This is a genomic window from Arachidicoccus ginsenosidivorans, from assembly GCF_007971385.1.
Taxonomy (GTDB): Bacteria; Bacteroidota; Bacteroidia; order Chitinophagales; family Chitinophagaceae; genus Arachidicoccus; species Arachidicoccus ginsenosidivorans.
Map to the genome: position 1 here is coordinate 3,858,456 of NZ_CP042434.1, position 26,426 is coordinate 3,884,881.

Sequence of the window (26,426 nt, forward strand, 5' to 3'; positions counted from 1 at the left end):
TAATGTATTATTTTCACTGGTAGAAATAAATCAAGCGGGATTTAAAAGAATGAATTATTATAAGCCTTGATTTCTTTTTTGGAGAGAAAAAAAATGTCTGTATTTAAACCTATAAAAATTGTATTGGAAACAGGCCGGCTGGCACTGATTATTTTGGTGCTGTTAGGTTGTTTTACAAGTCTATCTGCGCAAAAGACAGTTGGAGATCTGAGCCTGCATTATGAACTGACGGCCGGCAATAACCAGCACCTGGATTCTAATATGATCAAATCTGCTTCCAAAACGCTACTGGTCAGGGGAGGTATGAGTAAATCCACTATGGTATTTAATGGTTTTTCCCAATCAATTATCTATAACCAGAATGGGGATAAGGCTTATGTGCTCTATCACCTCAATGATCAGGATTATATGTCTGTACTCAGCAAGCAGCAGTGGGAAAACCAATACGGTAAATACCGGGACATGAAGGTAGATTTTGATAAAAAAGACAGCAAAAAAATCTTGGGTTATAACTGTATTAAGGCAATTGCTACTTTAAAGGATGGCGCCACCATCAATATGTATTATACGCCGGAACTTAAAACAACGGTAGGGGATAATCCCTATGAATTTAAACTGATTCCTGGATTAATCCTTGAATACGAAGCTCAGGTCATGCATAAATACAAAATCACCTTTACGGCGACCAAAATTAGTTTTAATCCCGTACCGGCAGCAGATTTTATTATTCCAAAAGAAGGTTACAGGTTATTGGATCCCAATAGGTTAAAACAGGAGGATTAGCGGGATCATACAGTGGAAAATCAATCTTGTAATACCAGCTGGAATCTGGATCTATCAACTGTTTTATTTGCCTTTAGATTTATATCTAATCTTCCAGGATTACCGGCCTTTATGAATGGATTTGCGCCCGGTCCAAGCGTTTTCTAATTTAAAATGTTAGTCAATTTTATCCAAATTGTTATTGCTGCTATCAGAATGGAAGGAAAATGACAAAAAATCATACATTCACTGCCCGTATGCTTTGTATTAGCAGGATATAGAGGTTTAATACCAAATCAAGCTGAAATTAAGGCATAGGCTTACGTTTACTGATCAAAAATCAATTTAATGAAAAAAGTATTACTGAATTTTCTGGCCTTGGGCCTGGGTTTGGGCGCTATCACGCTACAGGCAAATGCGCAGTTTGTCTCCCACTTGCAAAATCCGGTCGATTATGTGAATCCACTGATGGGGACGGACTCAAAATTTGAACTTTCTAATGGCAATACCTATCCCGCCATTGGTATGCCCTGGGGCATGAATATGTGGACGCCACAGACCGGTGAAATGGGTAGCGGCTGGCAATATACTTATGGAGCTGACAAAATCCGCGGTTTTAAACAAACCCATCAGCCTTCTCCCTGGATGAATGATTATGGTCAGTTTGCTATCATGCCTACCACGGGTGGTGTGAAAGTGGACCAAAAAGCAAGAGCCAGTTGGTTTTCTCATAAAGCAGAAACGGTAAAACCCTATTATTATAAAGTCTTTCTGGCAGATGCCAATGTAACGACTGAGCTTACGCCAACGGAGCGTACGGCGCAGTTCCAGATCACTTATCCCAAATCAGACAGCGCGGCTTTGGTAATTGACGCATTTGACAAAGGCTCCTATATCAAAGTAATACCTGCTGAACGCAAGATTGTTGGATATACCTCCAGATATTCCAGAGGAAAGCTAAAAAACTTTAAAAACTATTTTGTTATTTATCTGGATAAGCCGTTTGATTTCAGTCAGCTATATGATAATGAAACCTTAACTGATGAAAAATCACTCAAGGCAGATCATGTACTGGCTGTTATTGGTTTTAAAACGACTCAGGGAGAAAAGATTCATGCAAGAGTCGCTTCTTCTTTTATCAGTGAAGCGCAGGCAGAATTAAATCTGAAAAGAGAACAGGGCAGTAAAGGCTTTGATCAGATGGTGACAGAAGGCCGCAAGATCTGGAATGATAAGTTGGGCCGTATTAAGGCCGAAGGCGGCACAGTAGACCAGACCAGGACCTTTTATTCCTGTCTGTACCGGATGATGTTCTTTCCTAACAAACTATATGAAATCAATGCTGAAGGGAAACCGGTGCACTGGAGTCCATATACTGGAGAAGTAAAACCCGGCTATATGTTTGGGGGAACCGGATTCTGGGACACTTTCCGGGCATTATATCCCTTCTTGAGTCTGGCTTTTCCAGATGTCAATAAAGAAATGCAACAAGGATTGATTAATGATTATAAAGAAGGCGGCTGGCTGCCAGAATGGTCCAGTCCCGGATATTCCAATATCATGCTGGGACAAAATTCTGCTTCCGTTGTCGCAGGTGCTTACCTGAAAGGTATTCGCGGTTATGACATCAATACATTATATGATGCAGTCGTGCATGGTGCACATAGCAAAGGCCCTGAAGCGTCCGGCAGGGTCGGATTTGAGGATTACGATAAATACGGGTATGTACCCAGTGATACCAAGGCCGGCCATAGCGTGGCCCGTACCCTGGAATATGCCTATGATGATTATGCGATCTACAGGCTTGGCAAGGCCCTGGGTAAACCCAAGGCTGAAACGGATCTTTACAGAAAAAGAGCGCTCAACTATAAACATGTGTTTGATGCTTCCACAAACTTTATGCGGGGTAAAAATACAGACGGCTCTTTTATTGCTGATTTTGATCCCTATAGCTGGAGCCGGGATTTTATTGAGGGCAATAGCTGGCATTATACCTGGTCTGTATTTCAGGATGTACAAGGGCTGATAGACTTAATGGGGGCAATAAATTCTTTATCCAGAAACTGGATTCTGTCTTTTCTGCACCGCCGTTATTTGCAGCTCCCGGCCATAAATCCCGTGGGATGATCCATGAGATGCGGGAAATGCAGGTGATGAATATGGGGCAATACGCTCATGGTAACCAACCTATCCAGCATATGATTTATTTGTATAGTTATGCGGGCGCTCCCTGGAAAGCACAGTATTGGGTAAGAGAGGCCATGAACAGATTATATAAAGCTACCCCCGATGGCTACTGCGGTGATGAAGATAATGGGCAAACTTCCGCCTGGTATGTATTTTCAGCGATGGGCTTTTATCCGGTATGTCCGGCCTCTACACAATATACCCTGGGGGCACCACTGTTTAAGAAAATGACCGTACAACTGGAAAACGGTAAAACCTTTGTGATTAATGCCCCTGATAACAGCAAAGAAAATCGTTATATTGAAAGCATGACCGTGAATGGTAAAGCGTACAGCAAAGACTTTATCACCCATAAAGATCTTTTAAATGGGGCAGTCATCAATGTCAAAATGGGTAGCCAGCCCAATAAGAACAGAGGGGTGAAAGCGAGCGACAGGCCGTTCTCTTTATCACTAGAGCAATAAGCCGCGAAGATATAATACTATACGTTATAGGTTTATTTAGCCATTACAATTAAAAGGGCAACAGTCGAGACTTCATCTTTGATAAGTCGGCTGTTGCCCTTTTGCATTTTATATCATTGATGTTGCACGTCAGAACAAATACGGTGACTTACTGCATTTTGCGAATAGGGTGTTACTATTTACCCGCTGAGCCGTTATATTCATAAAATAAAGGTAGTTTTGGTAAACTATTTTAAAAATTAATAAGTAAGCTGATGCAAACAGGATCAACCAATATAAAGGTCATAGAAGCTAATGCGGGTGATACACTGGGTGTTGCCGGTAATAATTACCGCATGATTGTAACAGGCGCCCAGACGGCAGGAGCTTATAGTTGTTTTGATATGCTGGTGCCACCAGGTGGCGGACCAGCTCCACATGCCCATCCAAAAATGCAAGAGTTTTTTTATGTTGTGGAAGGGGAGGTGACTTTTAAGACGCAGGCAGGACACGCTACCATCGGTAAAGGTGGTTTTGTTCATATTCCTTATGAGGGCGGTGTACACGCCTTTAAAAATGAATCGGGAGAAAATGCCCGGCTGCTTTGTACGGTAATGCCTGCCGGTCTGGAAGCGGTATTTGCACTTATAGGGACGCCTGTTGCCCCCGGGCAGTTTTTGCCGGTTCAACCCGTAACTGAAGCGCAAAAAGAGCAGTTAAAAACCCTTGGTGAGCGTATGGGTCAAACGATCTATCCCCCTGATTATCTGGACTGAGCTAGGTTTTATCAATTGTTTTTGTAACTAAACGCTTAAAAAGATTTGGTGTTCCAAAACTTTTGAGCTGCCCTTGTGATTTGTTGATCTGTCAGGTGCTTAGGGCTTGTGATCAGTACCTTATACTTAAACTGAGCGGATGCGCCTGGCTTTAAGGAAAAATTCAAGGCTTCTTTGCCGTTGCTAAAGACTTTTTGCCCCAGGGGATTGGCCGCAAAAAGGCCATAGCCTCTTGCATGCCAGTAGGTTGGATAGCCGATATTTACTGGATGATCCAAAATAACAATCGATACATCTTTGTTACGCAGCCTGCCATCAAGCGCTACCCATTTAGCCCTGCTGCCCCATACTGCGTCGCCTTTAACGCCTGCACTGCTTCTGTAAAGTCCAGTTGCAACTGCCTGGTTGGTCTGCTTATTTGTGGCTATATGGCCCGAGCTGTCGATATATTTTTCCCGGACAGTAGAAGGTTGTTCAAGTTCAGTTCGCATTCTGATTGCAATTAGGCCATCTTTGGTGTCCTTAAAATCGACCTCCTTGTCCAAAGCAGTGAGTTTTACGCTCATTTCAATGGTGCGCATATTTTTTAGTTGGGCAAAAACGTATTTTGTCTGCTGTTTGAGTAGTCTTTTCCCCGCTGCATTTTCCCAAAAGGCGCTGACCTGAAGTGTTGCACCATCCTTGCCAGTGGTGATTTTATCTACATGTACATGGCGGATGCGGCCATAGTGGCTTTTTTTCTCAGGGGCTATAGCAGAAGAGTTATTCCAGAAATCCAGCCCGTTTACACTTTCATAGTTGAACCAGAGGCCAATATGATGGGGGTGATCCACATGATCCAGCGGGCGAGGTGCCAGCGGCCAACCCCTGGTGATCGTATCATCATTTGCAGTGGTGATGGGATACAGCACTGGTTTCATCAACCTGTCTGAATAGAGGTAAGCTGTAAATAACTTACCATCAATTTTGATGTCAATCTCATTATTCGCTTTATTTTCTGTTACCGTATATCTGTGTCGTTGCGCTGTCCCAGATAGTGCAAAACTGATTAAACCGATAGTAATCCCTGCTTGTAATATTATTTTCATCCCCACTTTGTTTTACTTTAAGATTGGCTAAAAGGAAATTTGTCTAAAAATAGCCATAAATCGGTAAAAATGGGCATTTGGGGTAGCCTCCGTAGGTGCCGTGCAGCTGCGGATCATTGAAGTTGATTTTGAAGGAGGGTATTATTAACAGAGATAAGGCCTATGAAAATAGGTTACAAAGCCATTATAAGCTTGTAAAATGACAAATTTGGTTAGTTGATTAATTAGCAGCAAAATGGAAAAATTAGTGCTATTTATCTTTGGTAAATGGACCAGCACTTTTTTGTGATTTTGGCAGCTTGAAAAGGCGATAGGGCTTCAGTCAGGGTAGTGTAGCTCCTGCTTTTATAAATAATGCAAGATGAAGACAAAATTGATGATAAAATGCAGTAAAAAGCCATAAAAAAAACCGTATCTAAGCCGGACATGGCCCAGCACAAATCCCGTGAGTAGTTGAGGCAAAACGAAAATAGGATACACCCAAAGTAGCTTTGGGTAAATAGGTGAAAAATTGCCTAGGTGCACCAGTCCAAAAAGGATGGCTGCTGCATAAAACAAGATCTTGCGGTAGGCAAACGGTACTGTCAGCAGGGTATTCCATGGTTTTCTTTTTAAGCATAAGAGAAAGATTACAATCACCGCACCTGCTGCGAGGAAAATACAAATAAGGTGATGGTGACGCATATAACTGGCAAACATAAATAAGGCAAGCAGGCCACAGGAGATGACAAGGCTTCTTATTTTGTAGTCCTGCCAGAGCCTGAAAAGCGTTTCTTCCATCAAAGGGGCTAAGATTGGCACATATAGATATTTATCCAAGGGGGACTTTGTTAAGGTCGTGATCTGATTGGTGTGGGTGATATCCACCTGAAATAGCTGCTTAATCCAATAATTAGTCATCATAACAATGGGCGCAGCAACAAGTATTAGCAGAAGGCACCAGCCATACGCTTTAAGTACCGCTAACAGTTTTTGTTTTATGGGTAGATCAAGCTCAGTAGTAGTGGGAAATAACTCCATTTTAAATTTGAGGAAGGCCAGTTGTCAACTTTTATGTATGGCCTCACGTTTTATTTTTTGTTTAACCAGCCTGGATCAGGAATATAGCTGGTCTTTTATGCAATTTAAGTTGATTAAATTTAGATTTCCACTGAGAAAGTTTGCAGGTCTGGATGGATTCTTTTGCGGAAGTAATGTCCACCGCAATACAAAGCCGGGTATCCGGATGGCAGGTTGAGAGCATATCTTCTACCAGTTGCATATTGCGGTAAGGCGTCTCAATAAAGATCTGGGTACAGTTTCTTTTTTTGAATCAGCTTCCAGAGCCTGTAAAGCTTTTTTGCGTTCATGGCTGTCAATAGGTAAATAGCCTGAAAACTGAAACTGTTGGCCGTTCATGCCGCTGGCCATTAGGGCGAGTATAATGGAGTTTGGTCCAACCATCGGGTGCACGGTGGCGCCAATTTGTTGCGCGATTTCTACCAGATGCGCGCCCGGATCTGCTATCCCTGGACAGCCTGCCTCACTGATAATACCGATATTTTTCCCGGCCAATAAATGATCTTTAAATTCTTTGCGCAACTGATCCTCCAGCTTATGGATAGCGTACCACTGATAATCATCAATGACCATCTCTTTCCACCATTTTTTAAAATACCGGCGAGTCGTTTTAATATTTTCCGCAAAGAATATATCACAGGATTTAATGGCTTGCAATATATAAAGCGGTAAGGCATCAAAAGCCTGTTGATCATCTTGCAAAACAGTGGGTATCAGGTAAACTTGACCAGTCATAATGGAATTATCTTACTTTATTGTTTATTAATTGTATGCTTATTTTTTCTTTGCTTATTGCTGGTCTTTTTCTTTGGCTGCTTTGATTTTCTTTTTGATTTTGATTTTCAGGCTGCGGGGCTTATGTGGCCGGCTGACATCTTCTCCTAGTAGAATGCCCCAAGGTTTAAGGTCTTCCACACCATCAAAAAAGACTTTTAAAAAGGCCATCATGGGCACGGCCAGGAACATACCGGGAATGCCCCAGATCTGATTGCCAATGATGACGCCGACGATCGTCACCAGGGCATTGATTTTTACTTTGGAGCCGACAACTTTGGGTAGCAGAATATTGCTGTCTATTAAATGCACAATGGATACGACAATCATTACACCTACTATGGTGACTATATTGCCCGAGGTGGCCGTAATAATCAGACATAGAATCGCTGCAGTAAAAATGCCCAGGTAGGGAATCAAATTTAGCAGCGCGACCAAAAAGGACATGAGCAGCGCATATTTGGCACCCACAATCATAAAGCCGATAAAAAGCATAATGGCTACGATCAGCATTTCTATTAGCAGCCCAAATATATAATTGCGGATGACATATTTGGTTTTGGCCAGAATGGCTGCTACGCTGTCGCTATGGGTTTCTTTAAAACAGGCAATTAAAAACCGCACGATGAGGTTCCGGTAGAGTAAAAACAGGAAGGTATAGATCGGCACTAAGACCGTATATTCTACCACTGTTGACACCGTAGATACCGTAGAACCTACCAGTGCGGGTGCGCTGTTGAGCATTTTGGCACGCAGCTTTTCCACAGACTGTTGCAAGTTGATGGAGCTAATATGAAAATGTGCCTGTAAATATGCCTGCAGGTTGCCCAGGGCTGTATTAAAATGTTGCTCCAGTATAGGCAAATCTTCTTTAAAGTCAATTAATTGCTCTGAGATAAAATAGATAATGGCCCCGATGACCACAATGGCGGCCAGCATACACACGATGGCGGCAATGGCATGGTGCATCCCTTTTCGTTCCAGATAATTACATGGCTTTATTAGGAATATACATATAATGGCTGCAATAAACAGCGGCACTAAAATGGCTTTGCCAACTACTAAAAGCCAGAGCAAGAGGCAAATCATCAGCAGTACACTGCTGATCTTCATGTAAAATGGAAAGGTTTTTTGTTCCATAAAGGGGTATTGTATATACAAACCTACTAAAATGGACGCAATCAAAATGAATAAAAACCTGATTTTTAGCCCAATCGTGGTATTTTTGTCTGCATGGTGCAAAAGCGATTCCTTACATTCAAAAAGGCCCGCATCTGCTATTATATCTATGGCAGTGGCCCGCAGCTGGCTTTTTGTCTGCATGGATATAGTAATAATGCCACGCTATTTGGACAACTGGAGCCGGCGCTCGGATCAGATTTTACCCTGATTGCACTGGATCTGCCTTTTCATGGGTTGACCAGCTGGGGCAGGGATAAAATGCGGGTAGAGGAGCTGGACGGTATTTTGCAAGAAATCGTTGCCAAAGAAAACAGGGATCCCATCTATTTTCTTGTAGGTTTCAGTCTGGGGCCAGAATCTGTATGTGTCTGTTTAATTATAATCCGGCTCCGGTCAGTAAAATGATTTTGTTGGCACCGGATGGCTTATACAGTTCCATTTGGTATAAACTTTTTGTTCGCACGATGCTCGGGCACCAATTAATGGCCTGGCTCCTTAAAAATCCACGCAAATCCATGGCCATGCTGAATTGGTTCTTCCGTAACAAATTGATCAATAAAACCATTTATACCTATGGCAGCAGCTTTGTCCATTCAAAAAGGCAAAGCACCTTGTTATATGCCAGGTGGGTGGCCATGTGCCGGCTGCACCCGAGTTTAAAAGAGTTTCAGGCGAGATTAAGGCAAAGCAAGGTGCCTGTACTGATGGTTTTTGGTAAAAAGGACCAGATTACCCCTATGCAGAATGCAGATACAGTCCGCAAATACCAAAATCAGTATCTGCATGTTTATAAATGGGATGCAGGGCACCTTTTATTAAAACCCGAGTATCTGGGAAAACTAACCAACTTGTTTATCCATAACTACCCCGTTAACCTGCAGCAAAAATGACGATATCCTCCATTCTTATAGATTTTACCCTTTTACTGCTGATCCTTTATGGGATCCTGCTGCTGATATACAGGTTGCTTTGGCAAAAACTGCGTCCATTGGATATCCGGAAGGCTGCTACAGTAACCTCCCGGACACAACAGATCCGGTTTAGCGTGATTATCCCAGCGCGCAATGAGCAGGATAATATAGGTAACTGCCTGTTATCCATATTAAAAGGCAATTATCCAAATGAGTTGTATGAAATCATCGTAGTAGATGATTTTAGTGAAGATAATACCCTGTCAGTCCTTCAGACACTACAGCTGCAGTATCCCGGGCAAATAAAAGTAATTGAACTGGCCACACTAATGGATAAGCGTCCTATTAATTCCTATAAGAAAAAGGCGCTTGAACTAGCCATTGGTCAGTCCAGTGGTGACTGGATCGTGACTACGGACGCTGATTGTATGGCGCCGGTGGATTGGTTAAGCTGTTATGACCTGTATATCGCCCAAACTGGGAAACGTTTTGTTGCGGCGCCAGTTAGATTTAAGGACACGGGGTCTTTTGTCAGTAAGTTTCAATGCCTGGATTTTCTAAGTTTACAAGGCGTGACAGGCGCTGCCGTAGGTGGAGGGGTAATGAGTATGTGTAATGGTGCTAATCTGGGATATGAAAAGGCCTTTTTCTATGAAGTGGGTGGTTTTTCGGGAATTGACAAGTTGGCTAGTGGTGATGACATGCTGCTCATGGCCAAAATGCAGGCAAGGCTGCCTGGCAGTATAGGCTATTTGTTTGCCCAGGAGGCGATAGTCATCACGCTGCCTATGGCTGACTGGGGGCTTTTATTAACCAGCGCATTCGTTGGGCCAGCAAGGCCGGCACTTACAAGGACTGGAAGATAAAAGCGGTGCTGCTACTGGTTTATTTACTGAATCTTAGTTTACTGGTCTTATTTTTCTGGGGGATTTTTCAGCCGCCCTTACTGCTTACCTGGGTAATTTTACTGCTGGTAAAATTTATAGTAGAATTTTATTTTATGTGGCTGGTGGCTGGGTTTTTCAACGAGCGGCGCCTGCTGGGCTGGTTTTTGGTGATGCAGCCGCTGCATCTGGTATATACAGTGGTGGCAGGCTGGCTGGGATTATTTGGAAAATATCAGTGGAAGGGCAGAACCGTTAAGTAGGCTTTGAACCGGGCAAATGTATTGGATCGTAGTAGCGCAGACGAAAACCCTCGCTCAGGCTCAGCCCCGGGCTCAGTCTTAAACCCTGGGCGCCATTCCGAGTGATTTTCTGCCTTCATCCGATACGTCATCCAGACTCCAGAGCGGTTCCCAAACAATGGTGGTCTGAACGTCATAATCAGGAAAATCCTGCAAAATTCTATTACGCACACCAGACTGTATAGCTTCCCCCAATGGACAGTGAGGGGTGGATAGGGTCATGGTGACCTGGATTTTCTTTTCCGGGGAAAAATCAATGCCATAGACCAGTCCCAGATCCATGATATTGATAAACAGTTCCGGATCAATCACTTCATAAAGAGATTGAAGTGCTGTTTTTTTCTGGGCAAAATAAGGATCATTATTTTTTAATTGCTGGAGTAGTTGCATGAATAAAACTCGTTTTATGTTGTAAGATAATCAGCACATTTATGCCGTAACTGATACTTGTGGCCACAAGACTTATGAGTGCCAGCTGTAAGACAATGTTTATATGTAAAATCAACCCTGCTAATAAACCGTATAAGGCAGCCATATATAACCACCATTGAACCCTGACCAGCCATCCCCGGTACAACTCTTTGGGTAGCGGTATTTTGCCTTTCCCGTTTAAATCTTTGTAATGGTTATTCCAGACAATAAAAGGCAGGGTCTTAAAAGTCATGCCCAGGGCCAGTGCTGTTATCCAGCCCAGGATGGCCAGTATCCCATAGGCAATCTGCCCATGTCTAAAAGGGGGCCACACCAAAATTAATAGCAAGGCTATAATAGTCAGTATCAAATTGATAAAAGAAAGGCCGCTGAATTTAAGGGTCACATCAATGGGGCGTTTAATCCGGTTTTTGTAAACATCTCTTTGATAAAATAACCAAAAAACAATACCCATCAGCACGATGGCTAAATAAAGCAGGGCTCTGGTGGTTACTGACCAAAAAAAGCCGTCTATCAGAAATAAAATCATACCCCCGTTGATCAAAATAAAGGCGCCTCGCAATAAATAGTTTTTATTTGATTTGCCTAAAAGGAACATCGGAATGAGTTTGGCACTGACACCAATAATTAATTGTAAAAACCAGCCCACAAGTCCATGTGGACGTGCAGTTTTAATAATTGAAGGTGATTTTGACTAATATAAGGATCGTGCAGGTTCCAGGCCAGCAGAAATCCAGCAAGGGTGGTCCCGCTTAGCCAGAGCGCACTGCTCAGTATAAAGAGCTTTTGCAGGGAAAAACGGGTGCTTAATCTTGTTGTACCAGCGACATTAACGACAAAAAGTAAGCTGCTAAGGAAAATAAAGGCGCCACCCAAAAGCCCCCACCAAGGGAATATGCTCAATCTGGTTGTATACCAAAATCCTGCAGCCAGCAAGGTCGTGCCCAGTAATAGTAATATAAAGGAGACGAATGCCAGCTTTTCACTGTATAAATCTCTTTCGCATATAACCGGTAGCAGTTGGTACCCGGCACCAAAAATTAACATCGTCAACCATCCCAGTACTGCCAGGTGTACCATGGCCAATAAATGAAAATCAAAATAGCCTCCAACAGTAAACGGCTATGCAAAAGCAATAGCAAACTAAGGAAAATAAAAAACAGCGCCGCCGCACCATAAAAGGGGAGTACCGCATTATTTGCCGGGGCCTTTCCAATATTAATATTTGCCAATTTTTTATTTGCTGTTGTGAATAATCATGGAGGTTGTTCGCTGAGGCTGATTCAGTCGATCTCCTTGTAAATGCCTGCCATCCAGGACAATGATTTTACAGCCATTGACTGATTTTGGGTAATAATACCGTGTTTTCCAGATACAGATACCTGCTGAGTCTCAAATCAAACTGTGACAACCTTTTAAAATAATAAACGTACGAATCACAGGCGTCCTCAGGCGCCTGATACTGCTGGGTATGCCTTCTGATTTGTTCTATCAATTTAGTCAGCGTTTCATTGGCCTGCTTTTTTAAAGTAGTACCGGTAAAAAGTTGCTTTAAGGATACCATATCGGGCTCCTTATTTTGCTGAGCAGCTTGCTGCACTGACTGCACCTGATCAAATAGCGCAGATTTTTCTTGCGTCAGATGGAAAAGAAGTGTTGCGAAGAGTTGATCCTGATACATTTTTAAGGAGGCCAGTTCTGGATGGGTTTTTTGATGCTTTAAACGGATCGTTTCCCCCAGGCCATCCAGCTCGGGAGCCTGCGCTCTAAAATAACGATGGTCGGTCTGCTCAATAAAGGCACAAAGAAAATCAGGATCCCAACTGTCATACTGAAGGATAATATCATCTTTCAATAGGGATGTGTTACTTTGGTCAGCTGCATTTTTGTCTTTAATGGCGATGGATTCAGGGAATGCTGGTGTTTTTTGTTCTTTTTTATTAGCAGTCGCTTGCTCGCCAGGTTTTGGGGAGCTACTTTGAACAGGCGTTTTCTGAATTTGAATAAACCAGTCTTCTGGCCCGCGACTCAGGTATTCAAAGCTAAAAATATTGCCTCTTTCACCAAGTAGCTGATAATAAAGAGGTTTAGGGTCATGGTCATTATGCAGGATAAAGTAGTCCCCTGGCTGCAACTGATCAAAATATTTAAAGATGGTTGGATGTTTTTGCCGGGGTTCAATACGGGTGACGTCTAGTACTTTATCCAGGTCAATGGTAACGCTTAGATTGTCTATGTTCATGATTTATAATGGATTAAATTGTTTTTAATGGGGCCTTATCGCTAAGGAATACCAAAGGTAATATAAAATAATAAAAGACCTTTTTATCTTTTTTATTTTAATGAAATTTACCTTGAGTTTTGCTCTTTATTGGGGTTTTTGTTAATGGATTCTTATTAGCGAACATTTAGCACACTTAAAATCATAAATCCCTTTAAAACGCGTTTTAATCACGAAGTTCTCTTTACTTTTGCAGGCCAAATTTAAAAGTATGGTTGATTTATCCAACTTTGATCCCAATAGTGTCGGTAATCCCGAAAACGGGTTGTTCGGTCTCCCGTTTAATAGTGTGGAAGATGCAGGGCTAGTGATATTACCCGTGCCCTGGGAAGTAACAGTCAGCTATGGCAGCGGAGCTGCCAGGGCGATTGATCCAATCCTGAAAGCCAGCCTGCAGATTGATCTTTTTGATCCGGATTATGGCAATACCTGGAAAAAGGGTTTTTATATGATGGATCTGGACAAGAAGATCCTGACTAAAAGCGATTATCTACGCAAGGAAGCCGAATTATTTGTAGATTATATCTGTCACGGAGACGAAGTAGGCAAGAATAATTTCATGTGCAAAAGTATCCGGGACATTAACGAAGGAGGGGCTTACCTGAATAATTGGGTGTATGAACACACAAAGAGCCTTTTAGATAAAGGGAAACTAGTTGGTTTATTGGGCGGTGATCATAGCACGCCTTATGGTTTTATTAAAGCACTGGCAGAACAACACGACTCTTTTGGTGTATTACAAATTGATGCGCATTGCGATCTACGAACGGCCTATGAAGGTTTTACGTATTCTCATGCCTCTATTATGTATAATGTCCTGGAGGATATCGCTCAGGTAAATAAACTGGTTCAGATTGGCATCCGTGATTTCTGTGAACAGGAGTGGGATTATATCCAGGCCAATCAAGGTAGAATTCAGACATTTTTTGATCGGCAGATCAAAGAAAGGATGTATGAAGGCGAGAGCTGGCAGTCTGTAGTCGATGAAATCGTTGCTGCGCTGCCACAAAAAGTATATATTTCATTTGATATAGATGGACTAGATCCTAAACTTTGCCCTAATACAGGGACACCTGTTCAAGGCGGTTTTGAGGCCTGTCAAATCTCTTACCTGATTAAAAAGATCGTTGCTTCTGGTCGGCAGCTCATCGGTTTTGATCTGGTGGAAGTAGGGTCTAATAATGAGGTGGCTGATGCGAATGTCGGGGCCCGTATGCTTTGGCATTTATGCAACTGGCTGACCATCAGTAATAAAAATTAATCATTTACGGGCAATAATTCGCAATATGGCTGCAAAAGAATATGATTATCTGGTAACTCTAAAAAAGAATATGGATAAGAAAATCAATCTGATTTCCCTGATCCTGTTAATTATCAGTATTTGTATTTTTTTATATACGGCTGTAAGGTTGATGGATACAAATTTCCATAAACATGCGGTAATTTGCGTGGTCATTGCTGGTTTTAGTGTGCTGTGGATTATTTTAAAGGAAATGGGCAAAATAAGCTATTACCGGCTCGCTTTTTTAATCAATGGCGTGGCGCTGTTTTTCCCGCCATTTGGGCTGACCTGGCTTGGAATCCTATTTGTTTTGATCGGGCTGTTTGAAAAACAGGCCAAATTTCCACAGGAAATCGGTTTTGATAAGGAAGGCATTACGACCAATTCCATTCCCAGTAGGTTTTATACCTGGCAGGACGTCACCAATGTCGTTCTTAGGGGCGGACTGTTGACGATCGACTTTAAGAGCAATAAATTGTACCAAAAGAAGTACAAAACAAGGTTACAAGAGCGCTGGAAGAAGAATTTAATGCCTTCTGTCTTAGTCAGATACGCAGTACAACTGAATTAAAAAATGAGTCTGATCATTAAGCCAGGCAATCAAACCAATGGCAGCATTGTAGGTTTAAATCTTTTGGTATTTTCTGCCCTGTTCGCCTTTTCTAAATTTTGATCCTTATTGACCCTTGCTTGTGGGTAAAAAATACCAAGTAACAGGTAGCAGCAATTTACAGGTTAAGTGCTGCTTATTTTGTAATTTTGCCCCTTAATAATTTCCTAATATCACTTATTTTATGCCCTTAAACTCCTCCCCATATCTGCTTTACTCTGATGGCGAAGGCAATATCTTTGAGGATAGTTCCTTATACGCCATTGGAAGATGCGGCTGGGACGCCTTGCCCATCGATACTGAGGATTGGATTGAATTACCCAGTGGTGGCAACCTCTATGAACTGCCCGGCAGAAAAGGCATCGGACTGGATGTTCAGACGGGAGAATTAAGGCTTTGCGAAAAGGGATGGGCTGTGGCAGCTTTTATTCCGCCTGCTTATACCGGTCTATTTTTGGCTGCCTATGAGACGACGGATCCTGAGGCGCCAAAACTGCCTTTATTCTGTTATACGGCTGCGGGCTGGCATCAGGAAAAATTGTATGTGCCGGCTGTAAGGGTAGAGCAAGATATTCGGCAGGAATGCGCGGGATATAAGGATGAACTAGTTGCTGCCGGCGCACTGGATATGCTGAAAAGTTACCCGGATAACCGTCTGGTAAGGCATTTGATGGACAATTGCTGTAATACTTATCATTGCCCTGCGGCGCGTAATCTGTCTTTAGGCAGATGGGAATGCCCGGTGCCGGTTTCTCCTGCCTGCAATGCCAATTGCCTGGGTTGTATCTCTTTTCAACCGGAAAGTGAATCCATTGTTTCTACACAGGACAGGCTGACTTTTAAGCCAAAAGCAGAGGAAATCGTAGAATTTACCGTTCCGCATTTACTGAGTGCACCTTATCCAATAGTTAGTTTTGGTCAGGGATGCGAAGGGGAACCTTTGCTGATGTGGGAGACCATCAAAGAAGCGATCATTGAAATCCGCAAACATACAGACAAAGGAAGTCTCAATATCAATACCAACGGATCCAAACCAGACAGCGTACGTCAACTCTGTGAAGCGGGGCTAAATAGTATTCGGGTTTCTATGAACTCTGCCCAGGCCACTGTGTATACCAAATATTACATGCCCAATAATTACGAATTTCAAGATATTGTAGAAAGCCTGAAAGTGGTTAAAAGCTTTGGGGGCTGGACCAGTATTAATTATTTTGTCTTTCCGGGTATGACAGATACGGAGGCTGAATATGAGGCGCTAAGGCACCTGATCCTTGAGACGGATCTGGATATGATTCAATGGCGAAACTTTAATATCGATCCTGACTGGTATTTGTCACATCAGGGCATTGCAGACTCCCCGGAAATGATGGGGATCAAGCAGCTAATGCAGCAGATTCATGAAGAGTTTCCCCGGCTAAAATACGGTTATTATAATCCACCTATAGAAAGGATAAAAGGAAGTTATGAGCAGGATTTTGCACATTAACTGTTTAAATTGTTTTTACCAATGATGGATACTCAAAAATCAGTCGCTTTTCATACACTGGGTTGTAAACTCAATTACTCTGAGACCTCCACGCTTTCCAGAATGCTGGAGGCGGAAGGCTTTGCCAAAAAAGAATTTGACGATCTGGCTGATGTATATGTGATCAATACTTGTTCTGTTACGGATAATGCGGATAAGGAATGCCGCCAACTGGTCAGGCGCATTGGCCGTAAAGCACCGGAAAGTCTGGTTGTGATTACGGGCTGTTATGCACAGCTTAAACCCAAAGAGATCGCAGAAATCCCAGGAGTGGATCTGGTATTAGGAGCTGCAGAGAAATTTAATATTGCAGATCATTTAAAGGAGCTGACTAAAGGAGATTCTGCCAGAATTTCCAGTTGCGATATCGAAGATGTCAGTGGATTTAACAGCGCCTTTTCATTAAATGACCGTACGCGCACTTTTCTAAAAGTACAGGACGGCTGCGATTATACCTGCTCCTTTTGCACGATTCCAAAGGCCCGCGGAAAAAGTCGCTCCAGTAATATTGAAAGTGTGCTGGAAAATATCAAAAAAATTGCTGATACCGGCAATGTAAAAGAAGTTGTTCTGACCGGTGTTAACCTGGGTGATTTTGGCAAAGGGCCTGATGGTATGAAAAAGTCTGAAGAAGCCTTCTATGATTTAATCCGGCAAATTGATGAACAAAATGGCATTGAGCGCTATAGAATCTCTTCCATTGAACCTAATTTATTGACCCCGGATATTATCAAATTTGTGGCCGGCAGCAAGCATTTTATGCCGCATTTTCATATTCCGTTGCAAAGTGGTTCCAATAAAATCCTGGGCCTTATGCGCAGAAGATATCAAAGAGAGCTCTACTTAGATAGGGTAGCGGAGATTAAAAGTTTAATGCCGCATTGCGGTATCGGGGTGGATGTTATCGTTGGTTTTCCTTCGGAAACCGAAATCGAATTTAAAGAGACTTTTGATTTTATTCATCAGCTGGAGGTCAGCTACCTGCATGTCTTTACGTATTCAGAAAGGCCAGGCACCCCTGCACTGGATATTGCAGACGTTGTACCGGTCCATGAACGCCATCAGCGCAATAAGATCCTTAGAAATCTCTCTTATAAAAAAATGCAGTATTTTACCGAGCAGCAAAAGGGGACAAAGCGTACGGTTCTTTTTGAAGACCACAATAAAAATGGCATGATGGAAGGCTATACCGACAATTATATCAGGGTCACGGCGCCTTATAAGGACCAGTGGGCCGGTCAGTTAATTGATTGGGAATTGAGATAAATCTAGGATAATTGGACTTTTTGGGTTAAATTGTAGTTTATTTTTAACCTTTAAAAGAAAAATATCATGGCAGTATTAAAAGTAATTGAAGTAATGGCCAGTTCAGCCACCAGTTGGGAAGATGCAGCTGCACAGGCTGTCACAGAAGCATCCAAGACGCTTAAAGGGATCCGGTCCGTGTATGTAAAGGAACAAAGCGCTGTTGTTGTGGATAATAAGATTACGGAATACAGGGTAAATCTGAAACTCTCTTTTACTGTAGAGAATTAAACAATCTGGCAGTCCAGATAATGGACAAAATTAATTCGTGCAAGCAAAGGTATTTTTACCAGCGTCTTCAGGCTCAATCAATGCCTGTAGACAGTAATCGGGTAGAAATACCTTTATTTTTATTTGCTGCTTTGATAGATAAATTGCTGGCCGTCGAATTTATAACGCAAGTAGCTGCCAGGTATAAGCGTCCCGTTGACTTTTATGATCGGTATATACAGCATTTGTTTATCCCGGGATAGGTGAATGAGGGGGTAAGGCTGATCAGTATAACCCTTTTGCCGGGTAAAGGCTTTTTGAGACGTTATCAAATCAATTTCAAAGCCGATGGTATTTAGCTTTTTTAAAGAGTCGACATGGAGGCTAAAGGCTTTGAGCTGACCCTTTAGTACTCCGCTAGGGGTAATTTGGTAGGCTTTGATAAAATCATATTTGATCCTATTGTCTTCGTGTCCTCTGGCTGTAACTAAATAAAATCTGCTCCCGTCTTTTTTTCAATGGGGATAATTTGCTGATAACTTGGCCGGATACCTGTATACTGTTGATCGCTGAGTTCCTGGCATAATAACTGGCCATTGCTTTTTTGGGTAATAGCCAGTGCAGTCCATTCTTGATTGGTGCCACTTAGCGCATCGTTCCAGCAGATGATTCTTAAGTGTTTGTCAGGAGCAGTTATTATTTTTAATCCGGATTTGGCCCAAACAGGAAAATCTCTTTCCATAAAATCTTGTAGTTGACCAGAGGCTCTTTTTAGCAATTTTTGCAATCTGTCATTATAAACTAAAAGACTATCTGTTGAAGCAGGGGTGCCAGTCATACCTGCCCGCATAACAGAAGAGTGAATGATAGCAGAGAGGTGGGCAATATTTTGTTTTAACTGCATCGTGTCCATTAGTGAAATATTATCGCTTTGTCGGAATCTTATAGGAATTGGTTCACTGGAAATGCTGGCCGTAATCCTGGGCGTTATAGTGAATAAAAAGGCGCCTGTTAAAAATAAGGACCCCCTAAGTCTGTACAGGCAGGTCAGTGAATTTGTAAGGAAGCTTTGTTTATTTTTCACGTTGTAGCATTTTTGAGGACTTAAAAAAAAGGTAGTTTTTGATCATATGGTACAAACTTAGGGTTTTACCGGCAGTAGCTCATATTGACTGGTTTTGTTTAACTTGATTTGAGCAATAAAAAGTGTAATGTGTAATGCGGTCCGAGGCTACTTTACCTGAAAGAGCCCATCAGCCTTTCAGGTAACTGAAAGACTGATGGGCTCTTTTATTAATTATAAACTTTGAGTCGGATCGCTATTTAGGATTGTATTCCGCTCAAAGGTCATTACCGGAGTTGCTTATAGGCATTGATCAGACCGTTGGTTGAGCTGTCATGTCCACTTACAGGTTCATCTCCTTTTAATTCTGGGAGAATTTTACCGGCCAGCTGTTTACCTAGTTCCACACCCCACTGGTCAAAACTAAATATATTCCAGATGACGCCCTGGACAAAGATCTTATGCTCATATAAAGCAATCAGGCTGCCGAGGCTTTCTGGGGTGATTTCTTTAATTAAAATGGAGTTGGTTGGACGGTTGCCTTCAAATACTTTGAAAGGGGCGATTTTTTTAATTTCTTCAGCCGATTTACCCTGTGCCTTTAATTCTTCTATGACGGTCTGCTCTGATTTACCATTCATTAAGGCTTCTGTCTGCGCAAAGAAATTGCTGAGTAGTTTGGGGTGATGATCACCGATCGGGTTATGACTGATGGCAGGTGCGATAAAATCGGCCGGGATAATCACTGTGCCCTGGTGGATCAGCTGATAGAAGGCATGCTGGCCATTGGTGCCTGGTTCTCCCCAGATCACCGGACCGGTGCTATAAGACACTTCATCTCCTTTTCTGTCTACGCTTTTACCATTACTTTCCATATTGCCCTGCTGAAAATAGGCACTGAATCTGTGCAGGTATTGATCGTATGGCAAAATGGCTTCTGTCTGTGTGCCAAAGAAGTTGGTGTACCACAGTCCGACAAGGGCCATGATAACAGGGATGTTTTCTTTAAAAGCCGCCGTTCTAAAATGCTCGTCAGTTTTATAAGCGCCTTTTAATAATTGTTCAAAATTGTCATACCCTACACTCAGGACAATAGACAGGCCGATGGCGCTCCAAAGAGAATAGCGGCCACCAACCCAATCCCAGAATTCAAACATATTGGCCGGATCGATACCGAATTTTTTGACCTCAGTCTCATTGGTAGAGAGCGCCACAAAATGTTTGGCCACATGTGCCTCATCACCTGCTGATTTTAAGAACCAGTCTCTGGCCGTGTGGGCATTGGTCATGGTTTCCTGGGTAGTAAAGGTTTTTGAAGCAATTAAAAATAATGTCTCTTCCGGATTTACCTTTTTGAGGGTCTCTGCTATTTGGGTACCGTCAACATTGCTGACAAAATAAGGCTGAATGCCTTCCACCCAATAAGGTTTCAGGGCTTCTGTAACCATAACTGGTCCCAGGTCGCTGCCCCCAATGCCGATATTGACAATATATTTAATCTTTTTGCCGCTATATCCGGTCCAGGCGCCACTGTGAATTTGCTCGGCAAATGCCTTCATCTGATCCAGTACGCGGTGTACATCTCCCATCACATCCCGCCCATCACTTAAAACCGGTTGGCCGGAAAAGTTCCTAAGAGCAGTATGTAAAACGGATCTGTTTTCTGTTTCATTGATCTTATCGCCAGTGAACATGGCTTCAATTGCGGTTTTTAATTGACACTCTTCGGCCAGTGCAAGTAAAAGATTTATGGTCTTTTCCGTAATGATGTTCTTAGAATAGTCGAACAGAATGTCATTTAGTTGAAGGGAAAACTGGTTAAAACGCGCTTGATTGCCGGCAAACAAGTTTTTCATTTGTGTCTGGCTCATCTCTTCCTGGTAATGTTTTTTCAGCAGGATCCAGGCTTGGGTGGTTGTTGGATTAATTTTAGGTAGCATGACAAAATATATGTTTAATTGATAAAATAATTGGTATCGATTTTACTATTTAATGCAGACAAAAATAACCCCAAAATCGTTAAATACCTGCTTTAAATTTTGGTAGCGGTTAATCAGAGAAAGCTGTTGCAAGTAGAGGTCAGTATATAGCTGCTATATTTTAGAAACTGGGCACAATTTATCCACATTACCCTGTCAGTAGCCCAAAGTTGTGTCCACAAACAGGCGAATTGATTATCTTGCATCACATATGGACAACTTTGTAGTATCAGCCAGAAAATATCGCCCGCAGACCTTCGATACGGTTGTGGGTCAAGGACATATAACGACAACACTTAAAAATGCCATCAAGAATGCACAACTCGCGCATGCCTTTTTGTTTTGTGGACCAAGAGGCGTGGGAAAGACCACCTGTGCCCGTATTTTGGCCAAGACCATTAATTGCGAACAGTTACAGCCTAATGGAGAGGCCTGCGATCAGTGTCCATCCTGTAAGCGGTTCAATGAAGGCACTTCCCTGAATATTCATGAACTGGATGCTGCCAGCAATAACTCGGTGGATGACATCCGTGCCTTGGTAGACCAGGTCAGGTTTGCGCCTCAGGCGGGTAAATACAAGGTATATATTGTGGATGAGGTCCATATGCTGAGTTCCAGTGCATTTAACGCCTTTTTAAAGACCCTGGAAGAGCCGCCTTCTTATGCGATTTTTATTTTGGCCACTACTGAAAAGCATAAGATACTGCCTACGATTCTTTCCAGGTGTCAGATCTTTGATTTTAAAAGAATTACCAATCAGGATACGGTTGGGCATTTACAGCAAATAGCCACCAAAGAGCATATTGAAGCAGAAAAGGCGGCGCTGCAGCTGATCGCCCAAAAAAGTGATGGCTGCATGCGTGATTCTTTGAGCATTCTGGATAAGATCGTCAGCTTTACCAATGGAGAGGTGACCTACCAGAATACCCTGGAACACCTGAATATTCTGGATGATGAATACTATTTTCAGTTGCTGGATAGCCTGGTAGCTCAAGATATGGGCAGTGCATTATTATTATATGACCAGATCAATAAAAAGGGATTTGAAGGGGACCTTGTCCTGAATGGTTTTGCCGGCTTTATCCGTAACCTGCTTGTCTGTCAGCAACCTAAAGCACTGGCATTACTGGATGTGGTGGATGCCATGCAACCTAAATACAAAGAAATGGCAGGCAAAGTCGGGCCTTCCTTTCTGGTCAGCGCACTAAATATCCTAAATCAGGCTGAAATTGACTATAAAATGGCCCGCAATAAAAGGCTTCATGTAGAAATGGCGCTGATTAAACTGAACTTTTTGCAACAGGCCATTGAACTGACCATGGATGAGGGCGGAAAGCTGGTAAAAAAAAAGCAGATTGACGGTCCGGTAGCTTATCGCGAAAGAAAGATTCTGAGCCTTGGGCGTCCGGCAGCATCCGTTGCTGCTAATAAGCAAACGAAGGCAACTGCTGCTGATAGTAAAGCTCAGCCGACTCAGCAAACAGGGCCGCAACCGGCCCTTTATGTACAAACTCCAGGTGCTATGTCCCTGCTGGCCAGTCAAGACCGACTGACAATCAGTTTAATGCAAATGTGGGGGCAACTGGGCGTATTGTTGATGGGGACAGTTCAGCTGTTGTCTCTAATACCGGGTCAGTTCCTGCATCGAGTTCACCTGCTTCCAGTTCAAAGGCTGCGGACGAACAGAAGTTGCAGGGTAGTACGGGCAATACATTAACAAGACCTGCCAGACAGAACCTGCTGGATGCCATTAAAGCCAAAGTAGGTCGTGAATACGAGGTGAAAGAGGTCATCAATCCTGAACCATTAACCATGGAAAGGCTTCGTCCACTATGGGATGAGTTTGCTGATGGGTTACTCGCTCAGGGCAAGCACTCTGCTTCCAATACGTTTAATGCAGCTATACTTACCATTCAATCAGATGAACTTTTTCAGATTGAAGTACAGGCAGTCACGCAAAAAAAGATCGTTGAACATGAAAAAATGATGTTGCTAGACTTTTTGCAGAAGAAATTTAAGAATAGATTACTGACCTTTACCTTGTATGTGCCGCCTACTGCCATGGAGGTTAAACTGCCACCCAGCAGCAGAGAGCGTTTTGAGTCGATGGTTAAAAAAAATGATGCCTTACTGGCGCTTAAGCATAAATTAAAACTCAATTTAGACTATTAAATAAAATATTCATCTTAAAACAAGCGGCGCTGCCGCTTATTATTTACCCTAACGTTTATCTTATATGGATTACATTCAGGCCATTATCCTTGGAATCATTGAAGGCTTAACAGAATTTTTGCCAGTCTCTTCCACTGGTCATTTGATTATCGGCAGTTCTTTGCTGGGAATCGATCCGAATGATCAGTTTGTTCAGCTGTTTAATGTAGCCATCCAATTAGGCACCATTTTATCAGTGGTCGTACTTTACTTTAAAAGGTTCTTTAAGTCCCTGGATTTTTATTATAAGTTATTCGTGGCCTTTATACCTGCAGTGGTGTTAGGGCTGCTGTTTAATAAGCAAATTGAGGCTTTTTTGGGCAATGTTACTATAGTGGCTGTTTGTTTGTTACTGGGTGGGATTGTGCTGCTTTTTGTGGATAAACTTTTTAAAAATCCCAAACTGGATAATGCTGATCAGGTGCCTTATCCAAGCGCTTTTAAAATTGGTATCTGGCAGTGCCTGGCCATGATTCCCGGTGTAAGCAGAAGTGCGGCCAGTATTATAGGTGGTATGCAACAAAAGATGACAAAAAAAGCCGCAGCAGAGTTTTCCTTCTTTTTGGCTGTACCGACGATGTTTGGCGCTACTGCCAAAAAGCTCTTTGATTTTTACAAACAGGGGTTACAAGTCAGCGCCCATGAGTGGGGGCTGTTAGGCGTAGGTAATCTGGTGGGTTTTATTGTGGCCATCATTGCCATTAAATCTTTTATCGGCTTTGTAACCAAACATGGTTTTAAAGCGTTTGGGGTTTATCGTATTATTGTGGGGTTGATCATACTGGCGCTGATATATTCTGGCCACGGTTTACAAATGGTTTAAACGAAAAAGACTTCCATGGAAATAACTGCTGCATCACAAAAGAAAATGATCCGGGGCTGGGCGATGTATGATTGGGCCAATAGCGCTTACAATCTGGTGATTACATCGACCATTTTCCCTGTTTATTATGATGCGCTGACAGCGGTAAAGGGCGCTGATGGTGCTGTCATCAGCCGGCAGGTGAATCTTTGGGGCTGGCATGTTGAAAGCGGTGCTTTATATAACTATGCGATTTCTCTGGCCTACCTGGTCATTGCTGTATTGTCACCTATTTTATCTTCTATCGCAGATGGCAGGGGCAATAAGAAGCGTTTTTTGAAGTTTTTCTGTTACACGGGCGCACTGGCTTGCTGTCTGCTGTATTTTTTTACCAAAGAAAGATTGGTCCTGGGATTGGGGGCCTGTATTATTGCGGCCATTGGTTATTGTGGGTCGCTGGTTTTCTACAATGCTTATCTCCCTGAAATCGCTCCCGTTGAACTCCAGGATAAGGTCAGTGCCAAGGGATTTGCCTACGGATATATCGGCAGTGTGCTTTTGCAAATTGTTTGTTTTGTACTTGTGTTGGTAAAACCATTTGGGATGAGTGACGGGCTGGCGGCCAGGCTGTCATTTTTACTGGTAGGACTCTGGTGGTTGGGTTTTGCCCAGATTACCTTTAAAGCTTTGCCTGGAAAAGTGAAAGGTATATCCAAAAAGGTTACGCTTTGGAATAACGGCCTTAAAGAACTTAAAAAAGTGCTCGCTGAGGTGAGGACGATGCCTGTTTTAAAACGTTATCTTACCGCCTTTTTCTTTTACAGTATGGGTGTGCAGACGGTAATGATTGCAGCTACTTTATTTGGAAGTCAGGAGTTGGGCCTTAGTGCCACGCAGTTGATTAGTTGCATTTTGATCATTCAGCTGGTGGCTATTGGTGGAGCGCAACTGATGGCCTGGCTTTCGGGCAAATATGGCAATATAAAAGTATTGCTTTGTGTGGTGCTGGTTTGGATAGGTATTTGTGTGCTGGCGTATTTTATCCAGACTGCACTTGGCTTTTATATTGTAGCCACCCTGGTAGGAATCGTAATGGGCGGCATTCAGGCACTTAGTCGTTCTACCTATTCTAAGTTTATGCCGGCCACTAAGGACACTGCATCTTATTTCAGCCTGTATGATGTGACCGAAAAAAATGCCATAGTACTAGGTACGTTTAGCTTTGGGTTTGTCCAGCAGCTAACCGGTAGCATGCGCTACTCTGTTGTAGCACTCGCTCTATTTTTTATGATTGGTCTGAGCGTACTTTGGACGATCAGAAAAAAGTCAGCCACTGCTGCTATATAAAACGAATAGTAGGCGTGTAGATGGCTTTGCGATAGCAGCAGCATAGCTGTGCTAATTTGATTTTTATTTTATTTTAATTTTGACTTGATTTTTGCGGTGATAGCCTTTTGGTCTAGTGTTGCGAGTAAGATCTTCCCTTGCTGATCGATTAAAACATAAAAGGGAATACGAAAATGTTCAAACTGGCTACTGACGGCCCATGTATTGTTCTTTTTATTGTATTGATCGATTAGTTGTATCCAGGGCATACGCTCCTTATTTAATGCCGCTAACCAATCCCCATGATCTATGTCTGAAGAGATACTGACGATTTCCAGGCCTTTTTGATGAAAATTTTGGTAGACCTGTTTCCAATGAGTAATGGCCCTTCTGCAAGGTCCGCACCAACTCGCCCAAAAATCTAGCAGCACATATTTTCCTTTAAGTGAGGATAGATTGAAGGTTGTATTGTCTTTAGTAAGTAAGTCGAAATTTGGCGCTGTATGGCCTGATTTTTCGTTTTCCATGTGACTGCTGGCTTCCAATAATTGTTTGTAATAAATAGATTGGCGTGCAGCGCCGGTTAATTGACTTAGTTTGGCGTTTAAATAGTCTAATGGTAAGCCTTCATAATTATTGTAATAATCAGCTAGTAGAAATGAACTGGCATATGTATTAGGATGGAGGTTGATATAGAGCTCAATCCATAATCTGGCGCTGTCCATTAGACTCGCTTTTAGAGAATCAACCGTTCTGGTTAATTTTGCTTTTTGATGGTTATCTGACTGGTTGGCGGATTTTTTGTTTAAGGCTTGTAGGCGGTGAAAATAATAAGGCACCCTTGTGTCTTTTTGATATTTTTGATAAATATCGATTAGCGGACTTCCACTTTGATCTATAGTGAAAATAAGTGCATGACCTCCATGGCCCATTTGTCCAAAATGACTTGCACCAGTTGTATCAATCTGCATAGAGGACTTTGCTTGTTCTACGATCCCCCTAAAGGCCCAAACACCTGGTGTAATTTGAAAT

The 26,426-nt window shown here is 42.5% G+C and carries 27 protein-coding genes and 1 pseudogene; 16 read left to right on the top strand and 12 right to left on the bottom strand.

The genetic code is table 11. The features are described from left to right. The first annotated feature begins 93 nt into the window (after positions 1-93). From FSB73_RS15520 to FSB73_RS15530, 3 genes and pseudogenes are all read left to right on the top strand, one after another. Positions 94-783: a GLPGLI family protein gene (locus tag FSB73_RS15520; protein WP_146784158.1), complete on the top strand. Its 690-nt coding sequence runs from the start codon at positions 94-96 to the stop codon at positions 781-783. Between the two features lie 327 nt (positions 784-1,110). Beyond that, positions 1,111-3,413 (top strand): annotated as a pseudogene (locus FSB73_RS15525) (GH92 family glycosyl hydrolase). 254 nt (positions 3,414-3,667) lie between these two features. Next, positions 3,668-4,168, top strand: coding sequence for a cupin domain-containing protein (locus tag FSB73_RS15530; RefSeq protein WP_146784161.1), 501 nt, complete (start codon positions 3,668-3,670; stop codon positions 4,166-4,168). Positions 4,169-4,203: 35 nt separating this feature from the next. Here the strand turns inward: FSB73_RS15530 and FSB73_RS15535 are convergent, their stop codons facing one another. The 5 genes from FSB73_RS15535 to FSB73_RS15550 form a co-directional block, all read right to left on the bottom strand. Continuing rightward, positions 4,204-5,256: a DUF6807 domain-containing protein gene (locus tag FSB73_RS15535; RefSeq protein ID WP_225974062.1), complete on the bottom strand. Its 1,053-nt coding sequence runs from the start codon at positions 5,254-5,256 to the stop codon at positions 4,204-4,206. 345 nt (positions 5,257-5,601) lie between these two features. Further along, the gene (locus FSB73_RS15540) at positions 5,602-6,276 is read right to left on the bottom strand and encodes a CPBP family glutamic-type intramembrane protease (RefSeq protein ID WP_146784167.1); all 675 of its coding nucleotides are present in this window, start codon (positions 6,274-6,276) and stop codon (positions 5,602-5,604) included. Positions 6,277-6,337: 61 nt separating this feature from the next. Further along, a complete protein-coding gene (locus FSB73_RS25225) occupies positions 6,338-6,517 on the bottom strand; it encodes an SAM-dependent methyltransferase (protein WP_225974063.1) in 180 nt (59 codons plus the stop codon). Further along, the gene (locus tag FSB73_RS15545; RefSeq protein ID WP_225974064.1) at positions 6,505-7,050 is read right to left on the bottom strand and encodes an SAM-dependent methyltransferase; all 546 of its coding nucleotides are present in this window, start codon (positions 7,048-7,050) and stop codon (positions 6,505-6,507) included. Before FSB73_RS15545 ends, FSB73_RS25225 begins: the two co-directional genes overlap by 13 nt. A 54-nt stretch (positions 7,051-7,104) precedes the next feature. Beyond that, the gene (locus tag FSB73_RS15550; protein ID WP_158639575.1) at positions 7,105-8,229 is read right to left on the bottom strand and encodes an AI-2E family transporter; all 1,125 of its coding nucleotides are present in this window, start codon (positions 8,227-8,229) and stop codon (positions 7,105-7,107) included. Between the two features lie 93 nt (positions 8,230-8,322). On the opposite strand from FSB73_RS15550, the gene FSB73_RS23335 reads away from it, so the two are divergent. From FSB73_RS23335 to FSB73_RS15565, 4 genes are read left to right on the top strand one after another with little or no spacing between them, the layout of a single operon-like run. Next, positions 8,323-8,676 carry an alpha/beta fold hydrolase gene (locus tag FSB73_RS23335; protein ID WP_158639576.1) on the top strand — a complete coding sequence of 118 codons (354 nt, stop codon included), beginning with the start codon at positions 8,323-8,325 and terminating at the stop codon, positions 8,674-8,676. Beyond that, the gene (locus FSB73_RS15555; protein WP_146784173.1) at positions 8,634-9,161 is read left to right on the top strand and encodes an alpha/beta hydrolase family protein; all 528 of its coding nucleotides are present in this window, start codon (positions 8,634-8,636) and stop codon (positions 9,159-9,161) included. The genes FSB73_RS23335 and FSB73_RS15555 overlap by 43 nt, the downstream gene beginning before the upstream one ends. Beyond that, positions 9,158-10,048 carry a glycosyltransferase gene (locus FSB73_RS15560; protein WP_146784176.1) on the top strand — a complete coding sequence of 297 codons (891 nt, stop codon included), beginning with the start codon at positions 9,158-9,160 and terminating at the stop codon, positions 10,046-10,048. Before FSB73_RS15555 ends, FSB73_RS15560 begins: the two co-directional genes overlap by 4 nt. Before the next feature lie 5 nt (positions 10,049-10,053). Then, positions 10,054-10,329 carry a hypothetical protein gene (locus FSB73_RS15565; protein WP_146784180.1) on the top strand — a complete coding sequence of 92 codons (276 nt, stop codon included), beginning with the start codon at positions 10,054-10,056 and terminating at the stop codon, positions 10,327-10,329. A gap of 78 nt (positions 10,330-10,407) precedes the next feature. On the opposite strand, the gene FSB73_RS15570 is transcribed toward FSB73_RS15565, so the two are convergent. From FSB73_RS15570 to FSB73_RS15585, 4 genes are all read right to left on the bottom strand, one after another. Then, positions 10,408-10,758: a metal-sulfur cluster assembly factor gene (locus tag FSB73_RS15570; protein WP_146784183.1), complete on the bottom strand. Its 351-nt coding sequence runs from the start codon at positions 10,756-10,758 to the stop codon at positions 10,408-10,410. After that, positions 10,730-11,398, bottom strand: coding sequence for a hypothetical protein (locus FSB73_RS15575; protein ID WP_146784186.1), 669 nt, complete (start codon positions 11,396-11,398; stop codon positions 10,730-10,732). Before FSB73_RS15575 ends, FSB73_RS15570 begins: the two co-directional genes overlap by 29 nt. Positions 11,399-11,427: 29 nt before the next feature. Beyond that, a complete protein-coding gene (locus FSB73_RS15580; RefSeq protein WP_146784188.1) occupies positions 11,428-11,880 on the bottom strand; it encodes a cbb3-type cytochrome c oxidase subunit I in 453 nt (150 codons plus the stop codon). Positions 11,881-12,127: 247 nt separating this feature from the next. Further along, on the bottom strand, positions 12,128-13,042 hold the full coding sequence (locus tag FSB73_RS15585) for a DUF2249 domain-containing protein (protein WP_146784192.1): 915 nt from the start codon (positions 13,040-13,042) through the stop codon (positions 12,128-12,130). A gap of 250 nt (positions 13,043-13,292) precedes the next feature. Here FSB73_RS15585 and FSB73_RS15590 point away from each other — a divergent pair, with 250 nt between their 5' ends. The 5 genes from FSB73_RS15590 to FSB73_RS15610 all read left to right on the top strand — a co-directional run bounded on the left by FSB73_RS15590 (position 13,293) and on the right by FSB73_RS15610 (position 18,034). After that, positions 13,293-14,342 carry an agmatinase family protein gene (locus FSB73_RS15590; RefSeq protein ID WP_146784194.1) on the top strand — a complete coding sequence of 350 codons (1,050 nt, stop codon included), beginning with the start codon at positions 13,293-13,295 and terminating at the stop codon, positions 14,340-14,342. 25 nt (positions 14,343-14,367) lie between these two features. Then, positions 14,368-14,934: a hypothetical protein gene (locus FSB73_RS15595; protein ID WP_146784197.1), complete on the top strand. Its 567-nt coding sequence runs from the start codon at positions 14,368-14,370 to the stop codon at positions 14,932-14,934. A 223-nt stretch (positions 14,935-15,157) separates the two neighbouring features. Beyond that, a complete protein-coding gene (locus FSB73_RS15600) occupies positions 15,158-16,459 on the top strand; it encodes a radical SAM protein (RefSeq protein ID WP_146784199.1) in 1,302 nt (433 codons plus the stop codon). A gap of 21 nt (positions 16,460-16,480) precedes the next feature. Next, positions 16,481-17,764, top strand: a complete 1,284-nt coding sequence (gene mtaB / locus FSB73_RS15605; RefSeq protein ID WP_225974065.1) for a tRNA (N(6)-L-threonylcarbamoyladenosine(37)-C(2))-methylthiotransferase MtaB — start codon at positions 16,481-16,483, stop codon at positions 17,762-17,764. A gap of 66 nt (positions 17,765-17,830) precedes the next feature. Continuing rightward, positions 17,831-18,034, top strand: coding sequence for a dodecin family protein (locus FSB73_RS15610; RefSeq protein ID WP_146784202.1), 204 nt, complete (start codon positions 17,831-17,833; stop codon positions 18,032-18,034). A gap of 466 nt (positions 18,035-18,500) precedes the next feature. On the opposite strand, the gene FSB73_RS15615 is transcribed toward FSB73_RS15610, so the two are convergent. Next, positions 18,501-19,097: a hypothetical protein gene (locus FSB73_RS15615; RefSeq protein WP_146784205.1), complete on the bottom strand. Its 597-nt coding sequence runs from the start codon at positions 19,095-19,097 to the stop codon at positions 18,501-18,503. Positions 19,098-19,363: 266 nt separating this feature from the next. Next, complete coding sequence (gene pgi, locus FSB73_RS15620; RefSeq protein ID WP_146784208.1) at positions 19,364-21,016, bottom strand: glucose-6-phosphate isomerase; 1,653 nt, start codon at positions 21,014-21,016, stop codon at positions 19,364-19,366. 250 nt (positions 21,017-21,266) lie between these two features. Here pgi and dnaX point away from each other — a divergent pair, with 250 nt between their 5' ends. From dnaX to FSB73_RS15640, 4 genes are all read left to right on the top strand, one after another. Then, a complete protein-coding gene (dnaX, locus tag FSB73_RS15625) occupies positions 21,267-22,772 on the top strand; it encodes a DNA polymerase III subunit gamma/tau (protein WP_225974066.1) in 1,506 nt (501 codons plus the stop codon). Next, complete coding sequence (locus FSB73_RS15630; protein WP_146784211.1) at positions 22,745-23,227, top strand: hypothetical protein; 483 nt, start codon at positions 22,745-22,747, stop codon at positions 23,225-23,227. Before dnaX ends, FSB73_RS15630 begins: the two co-directional genes overlap by 28 nt. A gap of 64 nt (positions 23,228-23,291) precedes the next feature. Next, complete coding sequence (locus FSB73_RS15635; RefSeq protein WP_146784214.1) at positions 23,292-24,089, top strand: undecaprenyl-diphosphate phosphatase; 798 nt, start codon at positions 23,292-23,294, stop codon at positions 24,087-24,089. Between the two features lie 15 nt (positions 24,090-24,104). Next, complete coding sequence (locus FSB73_RS15640) at positions 24,105-25,415, top strand: MFS transporter (protein WP_146784217.1); 1,311 nt, start codon at positions 24,105-24,107, stop codon at positions 25,413-25,415. 68 nt (positions 25,416-25,483) lie between these two features. Here the strand turns inward: FSB73_RS15640 and FSB73_RS15645 are convergent, their stop codons facing one another. Beyond that, positions 25,484-26,365 (bottom strand): TlpA family protein disulfide reductase, encoded by an 882-nt coding sequence (locus FSB73_RS15645; protein WP_146784220.1) that lies wholly within the window; start codon positions 26,363-26,365, stop codon positions 25,484-25,486. Positions 26,366-26,426 lie beyond the last annotated feature (61 nt).

What these genes read in the sequence shown, in the direction of transcription:
- FSB73_RS15520 (WP_146784158.1), top strand. Translation starts at nt 94, where the DNA reads ATGTCTGTATTTAAACCTATAAAAATTGTATTGGAAACAGGCCGGCTG.
- FSB73_RS15530 (WP_146784161.1), top strand. Translation starts at nt 3,668, where the DNA reads ATGCAAACAGGATCAACCAATATAAAGGTCATAGAAGCTAATGCGGGT.
- FSB73_RS15540 (WP_146784167.1), bottom strand. Translation starts at nt 6,276, where the DNA reads ATGGAGTTATTTCCCACTACTACTGAGCTTGATCTACCCATAAAACAA.
- FSB73_RS23335 (WP_158639576.1), top strand. Translation starts at nt 8,323, where the DNA reads ATGGTGCAAAAGCGATTCCTTACATTCAAAAAGGCCCGCATCTGCTAT.
- FSB73_RS15590 (WP_146784194.1), top strand. Translation starts at nt 13,293, where the DNA reads ATGGTTGATTTATCCAACTTTGATCCCAATAGTGTCGGTAATCCCGAA.
- FSB73_RS15575 (WP_146784186.1), bottom strand. Translation starts at nt 11,398, where the DNA reads ATGTTCCTTTTAGGCAAATCAAATAAAAACTATTTATTGCGAGGCGCC.
- FSB73_RS15610 (WP_146784202.1), top strand. Translation starts at nt 17,831, where the DNA reads ATGGCAGTATTAAAAGTAATTGAAGTAATGGCCAGTTCAGCCACCAGT.
- FSB73_RS15555 (WP_146784173.1), top strand. Translation starts at nt 8,634, where the DNA reads ATGTGTCTGTTTAATTATAATCCGGCTCCGGTCAGTAAAATGATTTTG.
- dnaX (WP_225974066.1), top strand. Translation starts at nt 21,267, where the DNA reads ATGGACAACTTTGTAGTATCAGCCAGAAAATATCGCCCGCAGACCTTC.
- FSB73_RS25225 (WP_225974063.1), bottom strand. Translation starts at nt 6,517, where the DNA reads ATGCAACTGGTAGAAGATATGCTCTCAACCTGCCATCCGGATACCCGG.
- FSB73_RS15550 (WP_158639575.1), bottom strand. Translation starts at nt 8,229, where the DNA reads ATGGAACAAAAAACCTTTCCATTTTACATGAAGATCAGCAGTGTACTG.
- pgi (WP_146784208.1), bottom strand. Translation starts at nt 21,016, where the DNA reads ATGCTACCTAAAATTAATCCAACAACCACCCAAGCCTGGATCCTGCTG.
- FSB73_RS15570 (WP_146784183.1), bottom strand. Translation starts at nt 10,758, where the DNA reads ATGCAACTACTCCAGCAATTAAAAAATAATGATCCTTATTTTGCCCAG.
- FSB73_RS15640 (WP_146784217.1), top strand. Translation starts at nt 24,105, where the DNA reads ATGGAAATAACTGCTGCATCACAAAAGAAAATGATCCGGGGCTGGGCG.
- FSB73_RS15535 (WP_225974062.1), bottom strand. Translation starts at nt 5,256, where the DNA reads ATGAAAATAATATTACAAGCAGGGATTACTATCGGTTTAATCAGTTTT.
- FSB73_RS15560 (WP_146784176.1), top strand. Translation starts at nt 9,158, where the DNA reads ATGACGATATCCTCCATTCTTATAGATTTTACCCTTTTACTGCTGATC.
- FSB73_RS15585 (WP_146784192.1), bottom strand. Translation starts at nt 13,042, where the DNA reads ATGAACATAGACAATCTAAGCGTTACCATTGACCTGGATAAAGTACTA.
- FSB73_RS15645 (WP_146784220.1), bottom strand. Translation starts at nt 26,365, where the DNA reads ATGCAGATTGATACAACTGGTGCAAGTCATTTTGGACAAATGGGCCAT.
- FSB73_RS15545 (WP_225974064.1), bottom strand. Translation starts at nt 7,050, where the DNA reads ATGACTGGTCAAGTTTACCTGATACCCACTGTTTTGCAAGATGATCAA.
- FSB73_RS15595 (WP_146784197.1), top strand. Translation starts at nt 14,368, where the DNA reads ATGGCTGCAAAAGAATATGATTATCTGGTAACTCTAAAAAAGAATATG.
- FSB73_RS15580 (WP_146784188.1), bottom strand. Translation starts at nt 11,880, where the DNA reads ATGGTACACCTGGCAGTACTGGGATGGTTGACGATGTTAATTTTTGGT.
- mtaB (WP_225974065.1), top strand. Translation starts at nt 16,481, where the DNA reads ATGATGGATACTCAAAAATCAGTCGCTTTTCATACACTGGGTTGTAAA.
- FSB73_RS15600 (WP_146784199.1), top strand. Translation starts at nt 15,158, where the DNA reads ATGCCCTTAAACTCCTCCCCATATCTGCTTTACTCTGATGGCGAAGGC.
- FSB73_RS15635 (WP_146784214.1), top strand. Translation starts at nt 23,292, where the DNA reads ATGGATTACATTCAGGCCATTATCCTTGGAATCATTGAAGGCTTAACA.